Here is a 21,794-nt window from a genome sequence, read left to right as displayed (position 1 = left end):
AACTTGGAGGGCGCATGCCGACGACGACCGCCGCTTACCGTGGACTTCTACACGCCTACAAGGCGTACCTGCCTTTGACGGACCGCACGCCGCTCCTCACCCTGCACGAGGGCAACACCCCCCTCATCCACGCCCCGAGGCTCTCCGACGCGCTCGGCGTGACACTGCACCTCAAATTCGAAGGCCTCAACCCCACCGGTTCCTTCAAAGACCGAGGCATGGTCATGGCCGTCGCGAAAGCCGTCGAGGACGGCGCCACCAGCCTCATCTGCGCCTCCACCGGCAACACCTCCGCCGCCGCCGCCGCGTACGCCACGCGCGCGGGCCTCCGCTGCGTCGTCCTCGTTCCCGACGGCAACATCGCCCTCGGCAAACTCGCGCAAGCCGTCGCCTACGGCGCCGAGATCATCGCCGTACGCGGCAACTTCGACGACGCCCTCACCCTCGTGCGCGACATCGCCGCCACCGAACCCATCGCCCTCGTCAACTCCGTCAACCCCTACCGCCTCGAAGGACAAAAAACCGCCGCCTTCGAAGTCGTCGACCAACTCGGCCGCGCACCCGACATCCTCGCGCTTCCCGTCGGCAACGCCGGAAACATCAGCGCGTACCACAAAGGCTTCCGCGAATACCACACGCACGGCAAAATCAGCCGCCTCCCCCGCCTGTGGGGCGTCCAAGCGGCGGGCGCCGCGCCCCTCGCGCTCGGCCTCAGCCACGTCGCCCAACCCGAAACCATCGCGACCGCCATCCGCATCGGCAACCCCGCCTCCGCCCACCTCGCGCGAGAAGCCGTACGCGACACCAACGGCCTCTTCGAAGCCGTCACCGACGACGAAATCCTGCACGCCTACCGCCTCCTCGCCCGCGAAGGCGTCTTCTGCGAACCCGCCAGCGCCACGCCCGTCGCCGGCCTGCTCAAACTCAAAGCGCAAGGCAACCTCGACGCCGGCCAGCACGTCGTCGCCGTCCTCACCGGCAACGGCCTCAAAGACCCCGGCACGGCCCTCAAAGCCAACGCCGTCGAACCACTCGTCGTCGACGCCACCCTGAGCGCCGTCCTGAGCGTCATCCGAGGCTGACGTGACCGCCACCTCGTCCCTCGTCCCACACCCCTCAACCCACACGATCGAAGTTCGCGCGCCCGCCTCCAGCGCCAACCTCGGCTCCGGCTTCGACGCCGTCGGCCTCGCCTTGTCGCTGCACACCACCGTCCGCGCGACCCTCACCGAACGCCCCGAAGTCATCACCAACCTTCCCGGCGTCCCCCTCGACGAAACCAACTACGTCTACCGATCCGCGCGCCTCCTCGCCGACACCGCCGGCAAACCCCTCCCGCCCCTACGCCTCGAAATCGAATCCGACATCCCCCTCGCCCGCGGCCTCGGCTCCAGCGCCGCCGCCCTCATCGCCGGCCTCGTCGCCGCCAACACCCTCCTCGGCGAACCCCTCACCACCCACGAACTCCTCGACGTCGCCGCCCGCGAAGAAGGCCACCCCGACAACGTCGGCGCCTGCCTCCTCGGCGGCGCCATCATCGCCACCCTCGACGACGGCCACGTCGAACACGTCCACGTCACCCCCCCCGCCCACCTCGGCGTGCTCCTCGTCATCCCGCACTTCGAACTCCTCACCTCCAAAGCGCGCGGCGTCCTCCCCCACACCTACACCCGCGCCGACACCGTCCACGCCCTCTCCCACGCCGCCCTCCTCGCCGCCGCCCTCACCACCGGCCGCCTCGACCTCCTCCACCGCGCCATGCAAGACCGCCTCCACCAACCCCACCGCGCCCCCCTCGTACCCGGCCTCACCACCATCCTCAACGAAGCCACCACCCACGGCGCCCTCGGCGCCGCCCTCAGCGGCGCCGGCCCCAGCGTCCTGTGCTTCTACGACCGCCACGACGACCCCACCCCCCTCACCGCCTTCCTCCACGACGTCCTACACCGCGAACACCTCCACGGCACCCTCCGCGACCTCACCATCGACCCCAACGGCACCACCCACACCACACCACCACACCCATGACCGCCGACCACATCTTCGTCTACGGCACCCTCAAACCCGGCCAACGCAACCACCACATCGCCACCCGCGCCGGACCCCACACCACCCGCGAAGCCACCCTCACCGGCTACCACCTCTACCACCTCCACCCCGAAAACTACCCCTGCATCACCCCCGGCCCACCCGACGCCACCATCCACGGCTACATCCTCACCTACCACGACTGGCACGCCGCCCACCCCCACCTCGACCAACTCGAAGGCACCCACCTCACCCCACCCCTCTACCACCGCCAACGCGCCACCGCCACCACCCCCCACGGACCCCAACACGTCTGGATCTACACCTACGCCCACCCCCACCGCCTCACCACCCCCACCGCCACCCACCTCCCCCACGGCCACTGGCCCCCAAGTTGACAAGCCCCCCCACCCCCGCTATACTCCCTTACGCGTCGAAGGCAGGCCCCAGACGCGCCCCTGGATACGGGGGGTTGGCCGAGCGGTTGAAGGCAGCAGTCTTGAAAACTGCAGTGGGGCAACCCACCGGGGGTTCGAATCCCTCACCCTCCGCCAAAGACGTACCCCACACCTGGAGAGGTGGGTGAGCGGCTTAAACCACAGTCCTGCTAAGACTGCGTACTCCAAAAGGGTACCGAGGGTTCAAATCCCTCCCTCTCCGCCACAATGCGCCCGTAGCTCAGCTGGATAGAGCGTCTGACTACGGATCAGAAGGCCAGGAGTTCGAATCTCTTCGGGCGCGCCAAAGAAACCCCCACCCAGTGGGGGTTTTTGCTTTTGTCCTTAGTCTAAGCTTTGGCCGCGTGCCTTGTTCGTGACTTACGTCTGAAGGGCCTTCAAAACGAAGTTTTAAACGATCTCGTTACTAGTTTGAGCGGAATGACCAGTGTGGCGAGCTGGGGCATTCAAGGCAGTTCTCCTACCTGGCATGTGACTCTGCCCTGTCCTGAAGGAGATTGACTCGCGACTGTCACATACGCTTGAACATTTGATGAGCATTTCCCAAAGTCGTTTGATACACTGAAAACAATTCTGACGCCCATGCCACTCCGCGACCTGTGCTTACCCAACTGGCTTGACACCTCCACCGGCGACCTCATCGCGGACTTCTTCGCGCCCGCCCTGAAGCACGCCGATCGTTACGACCGCGGCGTCGGGTACTTCAGCTCCGGCTGGCTGCGCCTCGCCGCGAGCGGCATGGCCGACTTTGCCGCTCGCGGTGGTCACGCCCGCTGGGTGACCAGTCCCATCCTCGACGAAAACGATTGGCACGCCATGCTCACCGGGCATGACGCAAGGCGCGACGCCACGTTGCGCGACGCCTTGGCGCGCACCATCGACGACCTCACCGCCCGTTTGGAACGCGACACCCTCAACGCCCTCGCGTGGATGATCGCCGATGGCGTCATTACCTTCAAACTCGCCGTACCGCGCCACAAACTTGACGCCGGCGACTTCCACGACAAATTCGGGGTGTTCACGGACGCTCGCGGCGACCGCATCAGTTTCAACGGTTCGTACAACGACAGTGTGCAAGGCAATCGCAACTACGAATCCATCAAAATTTTTCCTTCGTGGCACGACGCCTTCCGCCCGCTGTGCGACGCGGACGCCGACCGCTTCGACCGTTTATGGCGCAACGCCGACCCGAACGTTGCCGTGTACGACTTGCCTCGCGCGGCCCACGAACGCATCTTGCACCTCCGCACCGCCGACCGCCCGTACCGCCCGCCACCGCGCGCGCATCGGCCCCGCCAGCCGGATGTTCCAAGGGACGTCACCCTCCGCGATTATCAACATCAAGCGATTCAAGCTTGGCTTCCCGGCACGCGCGGCTTCTTCGAAATGGCCACTGGCACCGGCAAAACCATCACGGCCCTCGCCGCCTCCACCGCGCTGATCGCCCGCGAAGGTCGCCTCGCGGTCGTGATCGCCGTGCCTTATCAGCACCTCGTCGATCAATGGGCGGACGACGCGCGCCGCTTCGGCTACGCTCCGATTCTCGCGTTTGACAACCGACATCGCTGGATGGGCCCCTTGCACGATCGTCTGCGCGCGTTGGCCCGCGGCGACACGGACCACGCCTGCGTCATCGTCACGCACGCCACCCTCAGCACCGACGCCTTTCAACAGGCGCTACGGGAAGTGACGGGCCAACTGCTCGTCATCGCGGACGAAGCTCACCACCTTGGCACTCCCGCGCATCTCGCGGCGCTTCCCGCGCACGCCGGACACCGCCTCGCCCTTTCGGCCACGCCCAACCGCTGGTTCGATGATGCGGGCACCGCCGCCTTGCGCGCCTACTTCGGCGACACGATCTTCGCGTTGCCCCTCGCCGATGCGATCGGCACGAGCCTCACGCCTTACACGTACCACCCCGTCCTTGTGGAACTCACCGACGAGGAAACCGACGCGTACGCTGACCTCTCAGTGCAAATCACGCGGTTGCATGCCGCCGCCGCGACAGACTCGGACGCCGCCGACCGCCTTCGACGCCTCCTGTTGCGCCGCGCGGACCTTCTCAACCGCGCCGAGAACAAGCTGCCCGCGCTCAGCGACGTGCTGCGCGTTCACCCCGTAGCGTCCCACGCCCTCTTTTACTGTGCGCCTGGGCAGCTCGACGACGTCGTCCATCAACTTGGCTTTCAGCATCACCTGCGCGTGCACCGTTTCACCGCCACGGAACGCCCCGCCGAGCGCCGCCGCCTGCTCGAGCATTTCGACCGCGGTGACTTGCAAGCCCTCGCCGCCATTCGCTGCCTCGACGAAGGGGTCGACGTGCCCAATACCCGCACCGCCTTTTTGCTCGCCAGTTCCAGCAATCCCCGAGAATTCATTCAGCGGCGCGGCCGCGTGCTGCGCCGTGCGCCTGGCAAAACCCACGCGGTCATCCACGATTTCATCACCATCCCGCCCCTCTTGCCGGGCGTCGTGAGCTCCACCGAACGCTCGGTCGTGCGGCGGGAACTCGCGCGCTTCACGGAGTTCGCACAAACCGCCCAAAACACGCACGACGCCTACGCGGCGCTGTGGGACGTGCTGCAACGCCACACGCACCTTGATGCTCAGGAGCACGCATGAACGACAAGATTCAATTTCTCCTAGACGACCTCGACCCGGATTTGCGCGACCTTGCCCGCCATGTGATCGACATTGAACGCGAAAGCCTCGATAAACTTCGCCCGCGCAACAAGGATGAAGTGCGGCGCCTCATCGAAGCGCACGTGCGCGCGCAACTCATCGCGGAAGGCCGCTTGCCCGGCGAGGACCGCCTCTTGTGAAACTCGAACGCGTGACCCTTGACAACTTTCGGCAGTACCGTGGCCTTCAGGAATTCGAGGTGTCCATTCTCCCGGACCTGAACGTCACCCTCTTCCACGGGCAAAACGGAGCTGGCAAGACCGGCATGTTCAGCGCCTTGAATTGGTGTTTGTTCGGCGAAGGCCTCGAAGACATCGGCGATGTGTTCAACCGCGGAGCCCTCTTCGATTTGCCCGAAGGCGGACGCGGCTCGTATGCCGTCAGCATCAAATTCCGCCATAAAAGCCACACGTACCTCGCTCAGCGCCGCCAACCTGTTCGGCGCGCCGGGCTGCGCGCTGTGGACGACGGACCGCCTTCGTTCACCTTGATGCGCCTCAAAGCCACCGGGGAAGTAACGCCCGTACAGTTCGACCTCGGCTTTATGAACAGTGTGTTGCCCCGCAACGTTCGCCAGTACTTCTTCTTTGACGGCGAGAAGATGGATGACCTCACCCGCGCGGGAAACAGCGAGGTCAAGGACGCCATTCGGAACGTCATGCGCCTCCCCGCCCTTGAGCGTGCCGAAACGCGCTTCACGGAGATCGCGCGGGATTTGCGCGGCGAAATCAAACGCAGCGCTTCGCCCGAGTCGCAGCGCCTCGCGGACGAAGAGGACCGGTTGCGAACCGAGAAAACCCAGCTGGGCGCGGTCCGCGCCAAAGTCCGCGACGAATTGACGTTGGCGCGCACGCAAATCGAAACGCTCGAAGCGCAGTTGCGCTCGATGGAGGGTGCTCGGCAGCTGCAAGAGCAGCGCGACCGCCTCCTCGTCGACTGGAAAACCACCGAAGGTCAAGACGACAAGAAAACCGTGGAGTTGCGCAAAGCCCTCATGGGCGCCTACACCCCTTGGGTGCGCGCTGCTACCGTTGACGCGCTCGCGATTCTCGATGAGAAACGAGAGCGCGGCGAAATGCCGCCCGGCATTCGCGAGCAGTTTCTGCAAGACCTCATCGAACGGCTCGAATGCGTGTGCGGCCGTTCCTTTCACGAGCACGACGAGGTGCATGCCCGCCTCGCATCCATCATGGAGCGCAGTCACGCCACGCAACAACTCGAAGTGGAGTACACGCGCCTCTCCGGCGAGCTGCGCACCCTTCCGCAGCGCGTGGTCACGCAACGTCAACTGATTGACACGCTCGCGCGGGACCGCGAAGACTTGCGGCTGCGCAAAACCCAAATCGAAAGTGAGCTCGACAACATCAATCGGCAGCTGCACACTTCCAGCGCCGGCGATATCGCGGCGCTGGAAAAGCAACGCACCACCCTCACGGAGTCCCGCGACCGCCTCCTCGTCCAAGACCAGGTAAACTTGATGCGCCTCGAGGAGATCGACCGGGAACTCGACGCTTTGCAAGGCAAAAAAGCCGCCGCGGAAGCTCAGGAACGCCAAGCGCTTCTCCTTACGCGCACCGCCGCGCTCGCGCAGCGCCTCGCAGACGCGGTCACAAGCGTGAAGCACGCGTACTTCGAAACCATCCGCCACGACATCGAACGCGTCACGCAAGACGTCTTTCGTAAACTCGCGTGGAAGCAAGAACACTTCGAGAATGTCCGCATCGACCAAGACTTCCGCCTTGAAGTCATCGACCGCTACGGCGTTCCCACCCGCAAGGAACTTTCCGCCGGGGAACGCCAAATTCTCAGCCTCGCGTTCATTTGCGCCATGGTGCAAGTGTCCGGTGAAGAAGCTCCGCTCGTGATGGACACGCCGTTCGGCCGCTTGTCCGGCGACCACTTGCGCGCCGTTGCTAGCAACCTTCCCGCCCTCGCGCCACAACTCATTTTGTTCGTCACGGACCGCGAATGGGATGACGCGTCTCGCGCCGGCCTCGAACCCCACACGGGCAAACAGTACCGCCTGCACTTTCACCGCGAAAACAGCTTCACCCGCGTCGAGGAGCTCAGCCCAGCATGACATCCCACGGATCGGACCGCGTGCAAATTGAAACGGCGGTGCACGAAGTTTACAAACAACTCACGGACAACGCGCGCCGCAACGTCGAGGAAGTTCCCTTCCTCACTATGAAAGACGTCTTCATGTGGTCGGTCGCGCTGGGCTACGCGAGCAACACCCGCAAGAAACTCAAGAAGTCTCGCCAGCAAATTTTTCATTGGCCGCAGTTTGACGCGTACCAAGACGTGCCCGTTCTCAAAGCCGTCGCCCTCACCGCCGAGCGCGACGTGAACGTCCTCACGTCACCTGAGCGCATTCTGCGCATCGTCGAAGAGTACGCCAACGCCGGCATCCACGATCTCGTCGCGCGCCTCGACCCTGACGCCGGACTGCCGCTCAATAACCTCCTCCACCTCGCCCGCAGCGCCGAGTGAAACAGGGCGCACCCCGCACAGTGGTACAACCCCTCATGGCCGACCCTTCCCCGCCTGACAAGCACGCCGCGCTGCGCGCCCTGCTCGCCGACGTGCTCGACTCCCCGTCGTACCTACCGGTCCACACCGTCCGCATGGGCGACACGACCTCCTTCATCGGCGCGGCCCCACTAAAGTGGATCGCCGAGAACGTCTCCTTCGCGGCCGAGCTTCCCCTGTTTCGAGACCACCTGCAAGGCGGCGGGCGCGCGGTGCGTGTGAATCGCGACACCGTCGAAGCGCTGCAGCAACGCCGGCCCGACTACCGCCGTGAAGCGACCCTCGTGGAGTACCTGACGTCCCGCACCACCCACAAGTTCCCCCCCATCTTGGTGGTGATCAGCGAAGCGTGGGTCGACGACCCCGCCGCGCCCGAATGGGGCGAGGGCGGCCGCGCCTTGCGGCCCTCCGCGCAGTTCGAGGCCCTCGATGCCGACGGCACCCTGGGGCTGCTGCGCGTTGCGCGCCGGCACGCGCCCGTGCGGATGTACGCCCTCGACGGCCAGCACCGCCTCATGGCCCTCAAAGGCCTCATGCGCCTCCTTGACCACGGCCGCCTGCCCCGCAAGAACGCCGAAGGGCGTGAGCTGCCCCAAAAGCCCCTCACGACCGAAGGGATCGTCGCTCGGCACGGCGCGCAGGGCATCACGCACGGCTACCTGCAGACCCTGCCGAGCGAAACGCTCGGCGTGGAGTTCATAGTCGCGGTGAACCGAGGCGAGACGCGCGAGGAAGCGTTGCGGCGCGTGCGCGCCACTTTCGTGCACGTCAACCAGACGGCTGTGCCGCTCGCCGCAGGGGAGCTTACCCAGCTCAACGAGGACGACGGCTTCGCGCTCGTCGCGCGCCACACCGCCCTCACGCACCCACTGCTCGAAACGGAGGGGCGCGTGAACATGAAAAACGCGTCCCTGCCGCAACGATCAACGGCCGTGACAACTCTGGCGACCCTTGAAGACATGGTGCGCCGGTACCTCGGGGCGCACGAGGCCTTCCAAGGGTGGCCTTCCAAGAGCCCACGCGTCACGCCTTTGCGGCCGACGGACACTCAGCTTGAGCACGGGCGCGTTTTTTTCGACGAGCTGTGGGATCACATGCAAACCCTGCCCGTGTTCGAGAGCTTGGGCTCGGAAGGAAGTGTCGCGCAACTGCGCAATCCAGGGAATAAAAAGGATTCGGGCAACAAAGAAGAATCGCCCAAGATGCACCTTTTGCTACGACCGATAGGTCAGAGCGTTTTAGCGCAGGCGGTGGGCAAATTGCATTTTCAAATGAACCATTCGCTTGAGGAAATTTTCCAAAAGTTGATACGGCTCGATCGAGACGGGCGTTTCAACTTGAGTTGGCCCGGAAGCCCCTGGTATGGCTCGCTTTATGACCCACAGCGCCGCCGGCTCATCGCGGGAGGGCGAGACATATCCGCACGGCTGATGGGTTTGATTCTGGGAGAGAAGTTTAGCGATTCACAAATAGGCCTACTCAGGGAGGTCTATTTGATAACACGCACCACGGGAGAGGGGTTGGCCATAGACCTCGATGGAAACGAGGTGAGTACTGAAAAAATAGAGTTGCCGCAACTGTTTTAGGACGACTTTTTCACCTCGGTCGTTCCTACGTCTGCAGGTGGCCGCGGTGCGTCGCGGAAGGGTTTCGCTCTCGGTTCACCTGCGCCACGAACTTCGGTGACGCATCCGCCCTCGGTCGCGCGTCGGTGTGGCGGCTTCCGGACTCGGCGGCCAATCGATCCGGTGCCCCCTCACCCCGAAGCGTCCTCCGTCCACAGGAAGCGCCGCGACACAACAGCTCTCCCCATCTCGATCCCACTGAGCCGCACCTCGCCGTTCGACCCAACGAGATCCTCGCTCGAGGACACGAGCACGGGCGTCCGTGCTCGCTCAGTTCGGTCACTTCCTCGCCCTCCAACGTCCGCACGGCGAACGCACCGTTCGCGCCGAGGTTGATCGGGACGAGCGGCTCTCACGACGCGCCTCTCGAGGATCGCATCGTCGCCCATTTCCTCGATGGAGTAAACGTGGACAACGCCTGCGTTGCAATGGGTGGTGCACCCTATGTCGAGTCGGTGAAAGCGTTTGGCCCGACCTGAGCGCCTTCGCCAACGAGATCGAGCAGATTGAACTTGCCTGGGTTTTGTAGACATCAGGGTTAGGCTGCCCGACGTCGCTCCTCGAAGATTACCGGAGCCAAGAAGCCCAGTGTCGAATGCCGCCTCTACCGGTTGAAAAACACCTCGATGTACTCGAACACCTCCGACCGCGCCTGCGGCCTCGACTCGAACACGCGCCCATTAAGAAGTTCGCGCTTCAGAGTGCCGAAAAAGCTTTCTACGACAGCATTGTCCCAACAATTCCCCTTTCGGCTCATGCTCGTCACCGCGTTCATGGTCCGCAGTTCTTGCTGGTAGACCCGGCTGGCATATTGGGTGAATTCAAGTGGTCGTCGCAACACCTCGAAGAAATGGGCTGGGATGACGACCAAGAAGCGAACATCCGATCGAGCGCGACGAGAAGGCTGGGCTCCCACGGGCGGCCTCGCGTCGCTCGACGTGAGGACCAGAGGCGGTTTTGGGCCTTGATCGCCCAGGGCTTGCAGGGCGAGGACGCTGCCAGAAGTGCAAACGTCTCGCCCGCCGTCGGCGTACGCTGGTTTCGGGAGGCTGGAGGGATGCCACCAGCGACGCTGGCACCGAGAAGCGATGCACCGACCAAGCGGTATTTGTCGTTCGCTGAGCGCGAAGAAATCGCTCTGTGCCGAGTACAAGGTCGAGGCGTGCGTGACATCGCCCGGCATCTTATTGATCTCGGCACGGCTTGGCAACGAGCAGTAAGCTGAGGGCATGTTGTCGGCGTGGCGACCGAAGAAGCTCAGTCGAGCGCAGCACGAAGAACGTCGGCTGTACAGCCAGCAACTGCTCGAAGCAGGCGAGGCCAGCACCAAAGAAGATCGCCGAAGCGCTCGGGGTCGCGGAAAGTACGGTGCGCGGCTGGAAGAAAGACCTGCGTGATCACGGCTCAGACGCACTGAAAGCTACAAAGGCCGCTGGTCCTCCACGCGCCCTGTCCGCTGAGCAGCGCCAAGAACTCGTGACGAAGCTGCGAGAAGGTCCACAAGCACACGGGTGGAGCGATCCGTGACTTGATCGGTCGCTTGTTCGGCGTGTGGTATCACCGCGATCACGTCCGCAAAGTGCTGCATGATCTCGGCTGGTCGTGCCAGAAGCCGGACATACGGGCACTGGAACGCAACGAAGACACGATTCGCACTTGGGTGGAAATTGTTCTGCCTGAGTTGGGGAAAAAAGGTTGAGGCCGGTACAACGGTCGTCTTCCTCGACGAAAGTGGCTTCAGCCTCAAGACGACGGTGACGCGCACGTGGGCCGTCCGAGGTCAGACGCCCTTGATCCGATCGCGGGCGAACTGGGACAAGCTCTCGACCATCGAAGCCATCACGACCACAGGGCAGTTCCTCCAGCACACCGTTAAAGGCGCGATCAAGGCGGCCAAGGTCATCGCGTTCTTGCGCCACCTCCTCTCGCACGTCGAGGGCAACGTGGTGATCGTGCTCGACAACGCGGGCATCCACAAGGCGAAAGGAGTGAAAGACTTCGTGGCCGAACATGCACGCCTCTCGTTGGTGTTTATGCCGCCGTACGCACCTGAACTCAACCCAATCGAGCGGGTGTGGGCGTACGTCAAAAAGCATGTCCTGGGCAACTTCTGCCCGCGAAACATGGGCGAGCTCAAAGCTAAGCTCCGCTCCGGCTGTAAACGTGTGCGATATGTTGAGCTTCCCGCTCGGCTGCTCGACGCCCTCCTACCGTTGCCAAGCTAGACCGAGGTCAAGAGGTAAGGAGACCCAGCGTTCATCGTGGAGGTCGAGCACGAACTATGTTACCGACCATGAGACGGTGAGCGTTTTTGGGATGACTTCGAGTGTTAACGTAACCCCTTTGGTGACATGAGCATCATCGCCCCATCAATCGACGAAGGCGCTTCAAGATGGGCTGGCAGGAGGAATCGGCATGATTATGAGAAGATACAATATCGAAAAGGCCCACTTCCTTCCTTTTGGGAGACTAGACGAAGACTCTGATTCTAATTACAAATCTCCTCCTGGCAGTCTTGAGGTTAACAGGATAGTTTCTCTCGGCATGCAGTCCGTCCGAGAGGTTTATCCGAAGGCATTTGATTGGCTTTTTGATATAAGGCATGATCTTTACACCAAACCGTGGTCCGGCGATGGAAGCTGTCTGTGGGAGCCTCATGGCAACGGTGGAACCATCTTGATTCGCATGGGCTTGAATTTAAAGTCCCATGCGCCTGGAGATCTTCCTCATCATATTGCATCCGATATAAAACACCGATCCACTCGCCTCACCGCCGCCTTTCTACACGAGGTGGGGGAATGCATTCAGGGCATAAAAGGCTATCGTGATCGTATGGGCACAATGGGTATAGCCCAGTGCACCCAATACGCCGCGTACGGCTCGGAGGTTTTCTGCGAAGGCTTCGCTCTCACCGCCCTAGCACATTCTAAACTCTATGGAATAAATCGTGTTTCGCTTCCCAAAGAACCGTCTGGCTTGCACGATGACATTATCAGGGTAATGGGCCTTATAGGATTATAGAGCGACGCATCCCTACATCATCTCAAGAGGCTACTCTCAATTAGTCGGCAGAGTATTAGATTCGGGGGTGCTGAGACAAAGGGAGGCGCGCCGGATGAACCGGCGCGCCTCCAAAAATAAGCTTAGCTCACGTGTCGCAACAGGGCCGCGAGGTCCTTGCCGAACGCGCAGTAGGGGCACTCGAGGCCGCTGCCGCTCGGCGCGTCGGGGTGGATGCGGTTGAGCATCCCCGACGCCGTCTCCTCGTGCGCGTGCCACAGCTCGCACTCCAGGCGGAAGGCCTCCTCCGGTGAGCCGGCGTACCGGAAGATGAAGTACTCGAACTCGTCACGGTGGTTGTGCGTCGCCAGGCGGCGCTGGAGGTCCGTGTCCGACCGGCCCACGTACCCGGGCTTGAACCCCCGCTCGTCCCGACCCAGCACGTACACGCCCGACCGCCCCGGCTCCACGACCCGACGCACCACCTGCGGAAGCAGTACGTGCGGCACGAACGGCCCGCTCACTCGCGTCCCCCGAGGCCGCCGGTCACCTTCACGAGCTCCTTCGTGGCCGTCGCGAGGGCGATCGACCACTGCGCACGCAACGAGTTGATCAGCTCCTGCTGGTCCTCCTTCGGGAAAAAGGCCTCCGCCTGCGCAAAGCTCATCAGGATCAGCATCATCGCGTTGCGCGCGAACCGCTGCTCCGGCGTCGACGCCCCCATGTGTGCGTCGGACTCCTCCGTCAGCCCCTCGACGCTCCCGCACAGCGGGTAGAACACCTCCTTGTAAAAGGGGTGGGCGGTGTTGAGGCTGACGATGATCTTCCCCCCGGCGTGGACCGATTCGAAGAAGCTCCCTCCCGGCCAGTTCACCGGCACGATACTCACGGGCATGGCCTGGAGGCGCTCGAGGTGCTTCTTCCGCCGCTCCTCCATCACCTTGGGCTCGCCCTTGCCGACGTCGGCGTTGGAGGCGACCTCCTCCAGCGCCTCCTGCGCCTGCTCAGGGTCCACATCCCGTCCGAGCTTCCCGCTGGGCAGCACCCCACTCGCCTTCGCGAAGGCCCGCTCGGCATCCGCGAAGGGCTGCTCCTGCTCCTCAAACGGCGACGGGGCATTCTTGCGGAAGACCGCCTGAATTTCGCTGCGAAAGTTCTTGATCGTCAGCCAGATGCGCTCGCGGAGCTTGTCGCGCAACGACGGGACGGGTTCCGCGCCGCGCTTGATGTAGCGCACGTGGAAGTACTCGTCGAGCTCCGGCGGGAAGCTGATCTCGCACCCCCACCAACGGTCGATGCGCTCGTACGCCACCTGCCCAGAGCCTCCTCCAAGGAGGTAGGGCAAACGACCGTAGTACACCTCGCGGTCCGCGCGCAGGATCGAGATGCCCTCGTTGTCGTCGATGTGCCGCTCCTTGTTGGACTTCCAGCCACCCGCCCCCTGCTCGGGGCGCCACTCCTCGGGCAGGAGGCTCAAGCGCACGACGACGTCCGCTGTCTCGCCGGGCTTGCCGGGAATCTCGAGCGGGATCACGATCGGATCAACCTCCCGGGCGCGCAAGTCCAGCGAGGGCTGGTCGAAGATGGTCGGGCCGCTCACGAAGAGCGGGTCGTGCAAGAGCACGCGCTGCTTGTTCCAGAAGATCTGACGTCCCCCCTCAATGAACTTCCGGTAGACCCGGCCCAGCTCGTTCATCACGCCGGCTTCGACCTCGCTGGCGCGCCGCAGCTTGTCCGGCTTGATCGGGTCCGACTGCAGGCGGTCGCACTTTGTGAGGTGCACGATCGTGCCCGAGCTGTCCTGCAGCAAGGCCGCGAGCTCGGCGGGCGGCTCGGCGGGCACGGGGGCGGGGATGTCGCGCTGTTCTCCCGCACGGATCTCGTCGAGGTCGAGGTAGGTATGCAGGAAGGGCTGATTCTGGCTCTCGCGGGAGTAGACGTCGACGCGGCGCGCGAGGGAGATGCTGCCCAGCGGGAGGCCCACGCCAAACCGGCCGATCCCGAGCGACTGGCCGCGGCGGGACGCGCGCATGGTGGCGCCGATGGCGAGACTGTTGTGCAGCGTTTTGGGATTCATGCCGCACCCGTCGTCGACGACGTACACCTCGGAGACGATCTCGGTCTTGGTTTTCTTACCGTTCTTGTCGGTGGAGGTCTTCTCCTCGGTCTTGATGCCCGCCCAGACGTGCGGCGCGCCGGACTCGATGGCGTTGTCGACGAACTCGAACAGGCCGCCCTCGAAGCCGTACTCGCTCGTACGCAGGGACTCGAGCACGTTCGTGTCCTCGAAGAAGGAGCGGGACGAGGGGAAGTCGGGGGTCGCGTCGACGGGCGTTTCCGGGGCGTTCGGCTTGGCGCGGCGGGTGACGGGGGCGGACGGGGCGTTCTTGTCGGTCATACTCTTCCTCCTGAACTGCGCGTTGCGGATCCCCCCTGCGCTCTTCTCGAACGACAACGACCCCGCGGAGCGGGGTCGTAAGGCTGATCGATATGAGCGAGGTCAGGGTTCGGTCAATGCGCAGCGGAGCGTCGAGGACGCCGCACCGACTTTGACTGTCACGCTCCCAACCGTTCTCCTCCCACAGACGTTGCCATGAGAATCGTCAGGACCCGCTCTCATATATTATCCGCTTCCGAGCAAACTACGGTAACTCAGGCCACATATGCCGAAAATGAAGGTAGGATTACGCCAGTGACGTACCGACTGCCGAATTCCTCGCGCGGGTAGAGGAGGGGGAGAAGCGCAGACGCAGGAGCTTGAGGTGTACGCGCAGTGTGGAAGCCCTTCTTGAAGCCCCACCTCCACAATCCATTGGGGCGCTGCGGGGTGATGTGGGGATGCGTGGCCTGCTTGGTCAATCTGCTGGCCTCGAACGCCTGGCCCTCGGTGCCGTCTCACCGACCAAGCAACAAAGGAGGGCCGTGCCTTGTCCGCGGCCCCTGGTCACACAGAAACACTTCAACGCTGATCGCTCGGAACCCCGTCGAGATCAATGTACCCGACGAACCCATGGGAAGAGCCTCGGATCGGATCGAACTCCAAGCGTTGCGAATGCGATACGCTACCTATAACGCTGTTTAGCGCTACGGCATCTACCTCCGTGTCTGTAGTGAGCACGATCAGCTGCACAGACGCCTGCGGCCACCAGCGCTGCACGATGGCGCCACGATGAACCATATCCAGGCGAGCGAGGGGGGTGTCAAGCACAAGGGGACATCCTTGTTTCGCAACACGCGACAACGCCCAGAGTTGCGCAACGGCTTGCAGGTGCCGCTCCCCGGCCGAAGGCGCGTCGGCGTGGCCGAGCACACGTATGGCGAGGGTGTCGGCGTCGACCGCGACGTCGTGGATCGCGCCGGCTTTGTTTAGCAAGGCGCCCAAGCACTCGCGCAGCGCCGCCGCCAACGCCGTCGCGCGCTCCTTTTGCAGGGCGGCCGCAAAGTCCGTGAGGGCGTCGAGGGACGCCGCGGCGAGCGCAAGGCAGTCCGTGCGGGCGTCGCGTTGCTTGAGGCGCACCTGCAGCTGCTCCAACGCCCGGCGGGCCCGCCGGTCCGCGTCTCGCACGGCGGTCACCTCCGCTTCCGCCTCGGCCAACACCTTCTCGGACGCGGCCACCGCCGCGCGCGCCTCCGCCAACGTCCGCCGCACGCCCTCGAGGCCCTCGTTGTCGTCCGGACGCGCCAGCTCCGCCGTGACGTTCGCCCACGCCGTGCGGAGGTCGAGCAGTTCCCGGGCGGCGGCGCGCCACGCGCGCCCTTCCGCCAGCGCGTCGCGCAGGCGCCGCGCGTGCCGCGCGCGCTCCGCGTCGCTCCCGAAGAAGTCCCCGTGGCCGCGCAATCGGGGCGCGAAGTGATCGCGCAGACGACGCGCGACCGCTTCGCGCGCTTCGTTCGTTCCGTCGTCGGGCCACCACGCGTGGTCCTCGAGCTGCGCGAGAACGTCCTCGAGCACGCTCCGCGCCTCCTCGCCCAGCGGGGCGGGCGCCTCCAGGCGTCCCGCAGCGAGCCTAGCGAGGTCGGCCAGCAGCCCGATCGGCGCGAGGCCCCCGGCGCGCTCGCGCACGTCCGCTTCGGCGGCTTCAAGGGCGACTTGAAGCGCGTCGCGTTCGCGTTCCAGCGCCTGCACGTCGCGGCCTTCGCGCATGAGGCGCGCCTCGAGGTCCCTCACGGCCGCGCGGTCGATCGCGGCTTGACGGCGGGCCCGCGCGGCACGGTCGCCCGAGCGCCGCTCGCGCAACGCGAGTCGGTCGCGTTCCGCCTGCAGCCCGTCCCAGGCGCCGCCGAGTTCGTCGGGCGCGCGCGCGGCTTCGCGGCGCGCGTGCGTCCGCAGCGCGTCGCGCGCCCGGTCGAGGGCCGTGAGACCGAAGAGGGCACGCGCGGCGCGCGCAAAAGCCGCGCCGTCGTCGCTCGCAAAGGCCTGCAAACGTTCGCCGTCGAAGAGCATCGCGGCGTCGAGCCCGTCGGGTACGAGGTCGCGCGCGAAGCGCGGCCACGACCGAGCGTTCGCGCCTTCGAGCACTTGCCCGTCGCAGGTGACGCTCAGCTCCTCGCGCACCCCCCGCGAGTGCGCGGTCCAGTCGCGCCTCACGGCGTACACGCGCGTCATGGCGCCGCGCGTGTGCTCGAACTCGACGGTCACGCCGCCGCAAGAGGCCGCGGGACCGTCCGGGGGGCGGTGCAGGCAGCGGCGCAAGTGAACCGCGTATTCCTCGGCCGTCCACGAGCGGTCATGGGCACGGTCGCCCCACAGGCACAGCCGCAACGCTTCCAGGATGCTCGTTTTCCCGGTGCCGTTGCCTCCGCCGATGAGCACGATGGGTCGGTCGGGCGAGCGGGGCCGCAGGTCGAGGCGGTGCGTGCCCGCGAACGGCCCGAAGTTACGCAGTTCCAAGGCGTGGAGCAGCATCAGGCGTCCTCGGAAGTCCACCAATCGCGCGCGAGCAGCTGTTTGAGGGCACCTTCGCGCGCCTCGCTGCCTTCGTGTGGGGAAGCGAAGCGCTCCAAGTCGATCAGGGCGCGCAGGAGCTCGACGGGCACCCCGTGCCGCTCGCCCGCGGCGCGCAGCTTCGCGTCGTCGTCCGCGGAGAAGTGCGGCGTGTCTTCGAGAGAGAGGCAGAAGGCGCGGCCGGTCGCGGCGCGCACGAGGCCAGGCAAGGCGTCTTCCCAATCGTGGCGTTCCTCGCGCCACACCCGGCGAATTTCGTGCAGTTCCGCGTCGCTGATCAGCGTCATGGTGGGGTCCGGGCCGGTGCGCCGCACGGCTTCTTGTGCTTCGAGCACGCGGCGCAACACGTCGCGGCACACTTTCAGGCGGTATGGACCGGGCACATGGCCGCCGTCGCGCGCGATTTTCACGCGGCCGTTGCGGCGCCGCGTTTCGCGCAGCTCGCGTTTGCGCGCCGGGTCTTGGGTGGAGGACAAGAAGTCACGCAACGCCAGCAGCGGCTCCATCCAGTCCGCTCCGGCGTCCACGAGGGCTTCCATGCTGCGGTCGCGTTCCACGACCGTGCATACCCAGCACCCGAACCGACCTCCGCCGCACGAAGAGGTGCGGGTGTCTACCACCAACGGGCACTCTCCGCCGCGCGCCCCACGATACAACGCCACGAGATCACGGTGATCGCCGCCCCATGGGCAGGGGTCTTGCAGAAGGTACGACCACACGTCGTCGTCGCTCCATGCTTCAATGGGGGGGTAAATTAGTGCGCCGCGCAAGGTGGAGTGCCGCGAAAAAGGCCCACCCTTCTGTCGATGCAGCGCGAGGACCTGGGCGCGAGTCGCGCTTTCCGCGCGGCGCGACCCGAGAATTAAGATCACTTCGCCACTGGCCCGCACTTGCTCCACGATGAAGCGGTTGGTCGGGCGAATTTTGAGGCGTTCCGTGCACCACCGAAACTTCACGCTCGGCGCCGCGTAGCCTTTGCCGATGAGGTTCACCCAGAAGCTGTCCTCGAGGGTGGGCGTGACGCGACACGTGCGAATCGGAAGAGCAGCGGCGCGCGCGGCGCGCTCAACGCACGCGAGCGAATCGTCCAGGCGCGCCGTGACCATCGGCGCCTCCACGCCCGTGTCAGACGCGACGACGACGACGTCCTTCGTGCGCCGCTCGCGCGGCACGCCTTCCAACGCGCGCCACACGAGGTGCAGCGCCGCGGTAGAGTCCTTTCCGCCGCTGTACCCCAGAACCCACGGACGTTCATCGGCAAGGTACGCGGCGCGCACGTCCTCCAATTGCGCCACTAGAGGCCGGGCATCGAACGCAGAAAGGGTGGTCACGCGGTGCCTTCGGGCGCGCGAGGCAACTCGATCGCGTCCGGTGACGCCACGCGGTCCCCGCTGGCGTTCCAGTACAGGGCAGCGCCGTTTTCACCGGGCACCGTGCGGAGTTTCCGGTACTGCTCGAGAAGGCGGGCGCGCTCGGCAGGCGTGAGGGCGCTTTCTCCGCCAAGCAGGTGCGTGAGAATCAACACGCCCGCGTCTCGGCCGGACAGCACGATGCGCTGCCCGACGGGGTCGTACACAACGCCGTACCAAGGACTGGTGGGCGCGTCAACGCGGTCGAACAAGTGCGCTTCGTCAAGGCGGCGCAACCGCGACACGAGGTCCGCGAGCGGAACGCCTTGGCCGTTGCGGTGCAACTTCCCGACGGCGTCCGCAAGGATACTTTGCCCGACCGGACGCATGAGGAGGTGACCGTGCCCGACGCTTTTGCCTTTGGCGCGCGTCGGAAATTGCCGCCATTCGTCGATCGTCGCTTCGCCCTTTTGAATGGACGCGAAGCTCGGCAAGCTCGCCACGCCATCCCAAAATTCGCGAAAGCGGCGCGTGGCGTCCTCCAATTCGGTTTCGTCAGGCCGCGTGGCCAGTTCATCTTTGCGGCGCGGCACCCACGCGCGAAAAGGCGCGGCCGCCCCGAGGTATCCGCGCGCCATGTCCGTGAGCGTCGCGAGGGCCGTGAGCCATTTGCTGCGGTCGGGCAGCGCCGTCGTCTTGAGGCTCACGCGGTCTCCGCTTTCTTCTTTCTTGAACAACGGGTGCTGACGCGCGATCGTGCGCGCCACGATCGCGAAGCCGTCTTCCTCGTCGAGCGCGGCGAGCTCACCGTGCGTGAGTGGCCGAGCCGTTTTGTTGACGTGCACGAAGGTCGAGCGCACGCGGCGGCGCGCGTCCTCGCGCGTTTCGCCTTGCATGACCGCCGGGATGAATTCCACGCCCATCGTTTCGTCTTCGACGCTGGCGATATCCGCGTCGGTCAAGCCGAGGCTGACTTTGAGTTGCTCGAGGCTTTCCACGCCCGTGGGTTTGCGGTTCGCGGCGCGTAAATCCAAGTGACCGGTGCGCAGCAACTCCAACAAGCCTTGAATGCCCATCAGACGGTGCTGACCGTCCACGACGTACACCGTGACGCCGCGGCGAAGTTCGACGAGTCCCACGCGGCCCTGCCCGTCGAGCCGCGCGAACGGCACGGAGGCTTTCGTGGCGCGGCCTTCCGCGTTCCATTCGGGCGCGGCCGGGTCGTTCACCCATGCTTCGGACACCACGAGCAGCATCGCGGGAAACTTTCGGGCGCGGTTGCGCAGCAAGTAATGCACGAGGACCGCTTGGCGAGACCAGTCAGGCGCGCGTTGCTGCAATTCGTCGATGCTTTCGTTGTCCAGCACGAATTGCCCGCGGTCATCGAGGCGGTTGCGGATGAGGTCGAGTTGCGTGAAAATTTTGACGTTCCGGTCGATCCAGCGGAAACTGACGGTGCCGACGTAGGACGTCGTGACGCCCATGCGGCCCGCCGTGACGAGCACCCGCGTTTCATCGTGCAGTTGATCATCGAGCAGATCTTGCACGATGCGGCGCTGCAGCGCTTGCGCGTCGCGAATCTTCTCGAGGGCGCTCGTCACGTCGGTCGTCGTCACGAAGCCACCAACTGTCTCAAGCGAGCTGCCGCGTCTGCGACGCGAGCTGCGACGAAGTCCACCTCCGCTTCGGTCGTGCCTCGACCCAACCCGAAACGCACAGATTGATGCGCGCGGTTTTCGCCGAAACCCAATGCCAACAGCACGTGCGACGGCTCCACCGACGCAGTGGTGCATGCCGACCCGGTGGAAAGCGCCACGTCACGCTTCGTTTGCACGAGCAGCGACCGGCTTTCCACGCCGGGAATGAAGACACTGAGGTTGTGCGGAAGACGCTCGGTCGGGTGTCCGTTGAGTTCAACGCCCGGAACGGCCGCTTGCAACGCGTGCCACAAGCGGTCACGCAGGTGCCGCAGGCGGGCCGCGAGCGCTTCGCGTTCTTTGCGGGCGATGTCGGCCGCGGCGCCCAGCCCGACGATGCCCGGCACGTTGAGGGTGCCGCTGCGCATGCCACGCTCGTGTCCGCCGCCGTGCAGTTGCGGCGCGAGACGCACGCGCTTGCCGCGTTTGCGCACGTACAATGCCCCCACCCCTTTCGGGCCGTAAAACTTGTGGGCGGAAAGCGACAAGAGGTCAATGTGCTGCTTCACGACGTCGATGTCGATGTACCCGACGGCCTGCGTGGCGTCCGTATGAAACAGCACGCCGCGCTCGCGAGCAATCGCGCCGATCTCGGCGAGCGGCGCGACCGTGCCGATTTCGTTGTTTGCCGCCATGATGGAAATCAACACCGTCTCGTTCGTGATGGCTTCGCGTAATTCATCGAGATTCACGCGGCCGTACGCATCCACAGGCAGGTACGTCACGCGTTTCCCGAGACGCTCAAGGTGCTTGCACGCGTCGAGGACCGCTTTGTGTTCCGCGACCGTGGTGATGACGTGATTGCCTTTATCCGCGAGTTTCTCGGTCGCCCCGAGAATCGCAAGGTTGTCCGCTTCGGTCGCGCCGCTCGTGAACACGATTTCGTCGCTGCGCGCGCCGAGCAGGCGCGCCACGTGGTCCCGAGCGGCCTCCACGGCGGCGTTCGCCTGCGCGCCCGCTTCGTGATCAACGCTCGCGGCGTTCGCGAACACATCCGTGAAGTACGGCAGCATCGCGCGCACAACCCGCTCATCCACGGGCGTGGTCGCGTGGTAATCCATGTACACCGGACGGGACGCGTCAAGCACGAACACCTCCCGCTTTGTCTTGCATCGTCACGATGAGCGCCGCGAGGTCTGCCATGGTTTTGACGCGTTGCGACAGCATCTGCACGCCTCGCCCGAGGTGCGCCTTGAACTGCGCTTCCAAGTCCGCCACCGGGTCAAGGCCGTCGCGGTGCAGTCGCTCACGCAGCAGCGCGAAGAACAACGGATCCCATTCACCCGTGAGGGTGTAGCGGTTGAATTCGCGTTCTTGACCGTTGGCGTACAACTCCAGTTCGGGCACGCCAGGTTCCGCGAGTGACAAGCAAAACCCAAGGCGGCACAACAAGTTCGGGGTGAGACCCGTGCGAGCTTTGAGGGCGCGCAAGCGGTAATCCGCTTCGCGGTCCACGTACACCTTGTTTAAACTCATGT

General features: G+C 64.8%; 16 protein-coding genes, 3 tRNA genes and 3 pseudogenes. 14 read left to right on the top strand and 8 right to left on the bottom strand.

Features of this window, described 5'->3' with window-relative positions; all coding sequences use genetic code 11:
* The first annotated feature begins 14 nt into the window (after nt 1–14).
* The 11 genes from thrC (at nt 15) to DES52_RS09020 (ending at nt 9,286) form a co-directional block, all read left to right on the top strand.
* Nucleotides 15–1,082 carry a threonine synthase gene (thrC, locus tag DES52_RS09070; RefSeq protein ID WP_110886496.1) on the top strand — a complete coding sequence of 356 codons (1,068 nt, stop codon included), beginning with the start codon at nt 15–17 and terminating at the stop codon, nt 1,080–1,082.
* A gap of 1 nt (nt 1,083) precedes the next feature.
* A complete protein-coding gene (gene thrB / locus DES52_RS09065) occupies nt 1,084–2,028 on the top strand; it encodes a homoserine kinase (RefSeq protein ID WP_245900859.1) in 945 nt (314 codons plus the stop codon).
* Nucleotides 2,025–2,426 carry a gamma-glutamylcyclotransferase family protein gene (locus DES52_RS09060; protein WP_110886495.1) on the top strand — a complete coding sequence of 134 codons (402 nt, stop codon included), beginning with the start codon at nt 2,025–2,027 and terminating at the stop codon, nt 2,424–2,426. The genes thrB and DES52_RS09060 overlap by 4 nt, the downstream gene beginning before the upstream one ends.
* 68 nt (nt 2,427–2,494) lie before the next feature.
* Nucleotides 2,495–2,582: transfer RNA gene (locus tag DES52_RS09055), tRNA-Ser, on the top strand.
* Between the two features lie 18 nt (nt 2,583–2,600).
* Nucleotides 2,601–2,691, top strand: a tRNA-Ser gene (locus DES52_RS09050).
* Between the two features lie 4 nt (nt 2,692–2,695).
* Nucleotides 2,696–2,772 (top strand) — tRNA-Arg (locus DES52_RS09045).
* Nucleotides 2,773–3,068: 296 nt separating this feature from the next.
* Nucleotides 3,069–5,108, top strand: a complete 2,040-nt coding sequence (locus tag DES52_RS09040; RefSeq protein ID WP_110886494.1) for a DEAD/DEAH box helicase family protein — start codon at nt 3,069–3,071, stop codon at nt 5,106–5,108.
* Entirely contained in the window at nt 5,105–5,308 is a 204-nt protein-coding gene (locus DES52_RS09035) for a hypothetical protein (protein ID WP_110886493.1), read from the top strand. Before DES52_RS09040 ends, DES52_RS09035 begins: the two co-directional genes overlap by 4 nt.
* Nucleotides 5,309–5,319: 11 nt before the next feature.
* The gene (locus DES52_RS09030) at nt 5,320–7,248 is read left to right on the top strand and encodes an AAA family ATPase (RefSeq protein ID WP_170130974.1); all 1,929 of its coding nucleotides are present in this window, start codon (nt 5,320–5,322) and stop codon (nt 7,246–7,248) included.
* Nucleotides 7,245–7,661, top strand: a complete 417-nt coding sequence (locus DES52_RS09025) for a hypothetical protein (RefSeq protein WP_110886491.1) — start codon at nt 7,245–7,247, stop codon at nt 7,659–7,661. The genes DES52_RS09030 and DES52_RS09025 overlap by 4 nt, the downstream gene beginning before the upstream one ends.
* Before the next feature lie 35 nt (nt 7,662–7,696).
* Nucleotides 7,697–9,286, top strand: coding sequence for a DNA sulfur modification protein DndB (locus DES52_RS09020; RefSeq protein WP_110886490.1), 1,590 nt, complete (start codon nt 7,697–7,699; stop codon nt 9,284–9,286).
* A 577-nt stretch (nt 9,287–9,863) separates the two neighbouring features.
* On the opposite strand, the pseudogene DES52_RS22885 reads toward DES52_RS09020, so the two are convergent.
* Nucleotides 9,864–10,142: pseudogene (locus tag DES52_RS22885) on the bottom strand (integrase core domain-containing protein); the annotation flags it as partial.
* Nucleotides 10,143–10,185: 43 nt separating this feature from the next.
* Here DES52_RS22885 and DES52_RS23420 point away from each other — a divergent pair.
* The 3 genes and pseudogenes from DES52_RS23420 to DES52_RS22530 all read left to right on the top strand — a co-directional run.
* Nucleotides 10,186–10,511: pseudogene (locus DES52_RS23420) on the top strand (helix-turn-helix domain-containing protein); the annotation flags it as partial.
* A gap of 43 nt (nt 10,512–10,554) precedes the next feature.
* Nucleotides 10,555–11,550 (top strand): annotated as a pseudogene (locus tag DES52_RS23255) (IS630 family transposase).
* Nucleotides 11,551–11,740: 190 nt separating this feature from the next.
* Nucleotides 11,741–12,346, top strand: coding sequence for a hypothetical protein (locus DES52_RS22530; RefSeq protein WP_146237235.1), 606 nt, complete (start codon nt 11,741–11,743; stop codon nt 12,344–12,346).
* A gap of 122 nt (nt 12,347–12,468) precedes the next feature.
* Here DES52_RS22530 and DES52_RS09005 read toward each other — a convergent pair whose 3' ends face one another.
* From DES52_RS09005 to dndE, 7 genes are all read right to left on the bottom strand, one after another.
* Nucleotides 12,469–12,834, bottom strand: a complete 366-nt coding sequence (locus DES52_RS09005; RefSeq protein ID WP_170130972.1) for a hypothetical protein — start codon at nt 12,832–12,834, stop codon at nt 12,469–12,471.
* A gap of 11 nt (nt 12,835–12,845) precedes the next feature.
* The gene (locus DES52_RS09000) at nt 12,846–14,723 is read right to left on the bottom strand and encodes an ATP-binding protein (protein ID WP_110886486.1); all 1,878 of its coding nucleotides are present in this window, start codon (nt 14,721–14,723) and stop codon (nt 12,846–12,848) included.
* A gap of 561 nt (nt 14,724–15,284) precedes the next feature.
* The gene (gene dndD, locus DES52_RS08995; protein ID WP_146237234.1) at nt 15,285–17,231 is read right to left on the bottom strand and encodes a DNA sulfur modification protein DndD; all 1,947 of its coding nucleotides are present in this window, start codon (nt 17,229–17,231) and stop codon (nt 15,285–15,287) included.
* Nucleotides 17,231–18,601, bottom strand: coding sequence for a DNA phosphorothioation system sulfurtransferase DndC (dndC, locus tag DES52_RS08990; protein ID WP_170130971.1), 1,371 nt, complete (start codon nt 18,599–18,601; stop codon nt 17,231–17,233). The genes dndD and dndC overlap by 1 nt, the downstream gene beginning before the upstream one ends.
* Complete coding sequence (locus tag DES52_RS08985) at nt 18,598–20,235, bottom strand: DGQHR domain-containing protein (protein ID WP_110886483.1); 1,638 nt, start codon at nt 20,233–20,235, stop codon at nt 18,598–18,600. The genes dndC and DES52_RS08985 overlap by 4 nt, the downstream gene beginning before the upstream one ends.
* Nucleotides 20,232–21,404, bottom strand: coding sequence for a cysteine desulfurase family protein (locus tag DES52_RS08980; protein ID WP_211317890.1), 1,173 nt, complete (start codon nt 21,402–21,404; stop codon nt 20,232–20,234). The genes DES52_RS08985 and DES52_RS08980 overlap by 4 nt, the downstream gene beginning before the upstream one ends.
* Entirely contained in the window at nt 21,397–21,792 is a 396-nt protein-coding gene (gene dndE / locus DES52_RS08975) for a DNA sulfur modification protein DndE (RefSeq protein WP_170130970.1), read from the bottom strand. The genes DES52_RS08980 and dndE overlap by 8 nt, the downstream gene beginning before the upstream one ends.
* Between the last annotated feature and the right edge of the window lie 2 nt (nt 21,793–21,794).

The sequence above is a fragment of the Deinococcus yavapaiensis KR-236 genome (assembly GCF_003217515.1).
GTDB classification, from domain to species: domain Bacteria; phylum Deinococcota; class Deinococci; order Deinococcales; family Deinococcaceae; genus Deinococcus_A; species Deinococcus_A yavapaiensis.
Note: the sequence above shows the minus strand (reverse complement) of the source record. Positions and strands in the feature narration are given on the sequence as shown.

What these genes read in the sequence shown, in the direction of transcription:
- thrC (WP_110886496.1), top strand. Translation starts at nt 15, where the DNA reads ATGCCGACGACGACCGCCGCTTACCGTGGACTTCTACACGCCTACAAG.
- DES52_RS09060 (WP_110886495.1), top strand. Translation starts at nt 2,025, where the DNA reads ATGACCGCCGACCACATCTTCGTCTACGGCACCCTCAAACCCGGCCAA.
- DES52_RS09040 (WP_110886494.1), top strand. Translation starts at nt 3,069, where the DNA reads ATGCCACTCCGCGACCTGTGCTTACCCAACTGGCTTGACACCTCCACC.
- DES52_RS09035 (WP_110886493.1), top strand. Translation starts at nt 5,105, where the DNA reads ATGAACGACAAGATTCAATTTCTCCTAGACGACCTCGACCCGGATTTG.
- DES52_RS09025 (WP_110886491.1), top strand. Translation starts at nt 7,245, where the DNA reads ATGACATCCCACGGATCGGACCGCGTGCAAATTGAAACGGCGGTGCAC.
- DES52_RS09020 (WP_110886490.1), top strand. Translation starts at nt 7,697, where the DNA reads ATGGCCGACCCTTCCCCGCCTGACAAGCACGCCGCGCTGCGCGCCCTG.
- DES52_RS22530 (WP_146237235.1), top strand. Translation starts at nt 11,741, where the DNA reads ATGATTATGAGAAGATACAATATCGAAAAGGCCCACTTCCTTCCTTTT.
- DES52_RS09000 (WP_110886486.1), bottom strand. Translation starts at nt 14,723, where the DNA reads ATGACCGACAAGAACGCCCCGTCCGCCCCCGTCACCCGCCGCGCCAAG.
- dndD (WP_146237234.1), bottom strand. Translation starts at nt 17,231, where the DNA reads ATGCTGCTCCACGCCTTGGAACTGCGTAACTTCGGGCCGTTCGCGGGC.
- dndE (WP_170130970.1), bottom strand. Translation starts at nt 21,792, where the DNA reads ATGAGTTTAAACAAGGTGTACGTGGACCGCGAAGCGGATTACCGCTTG.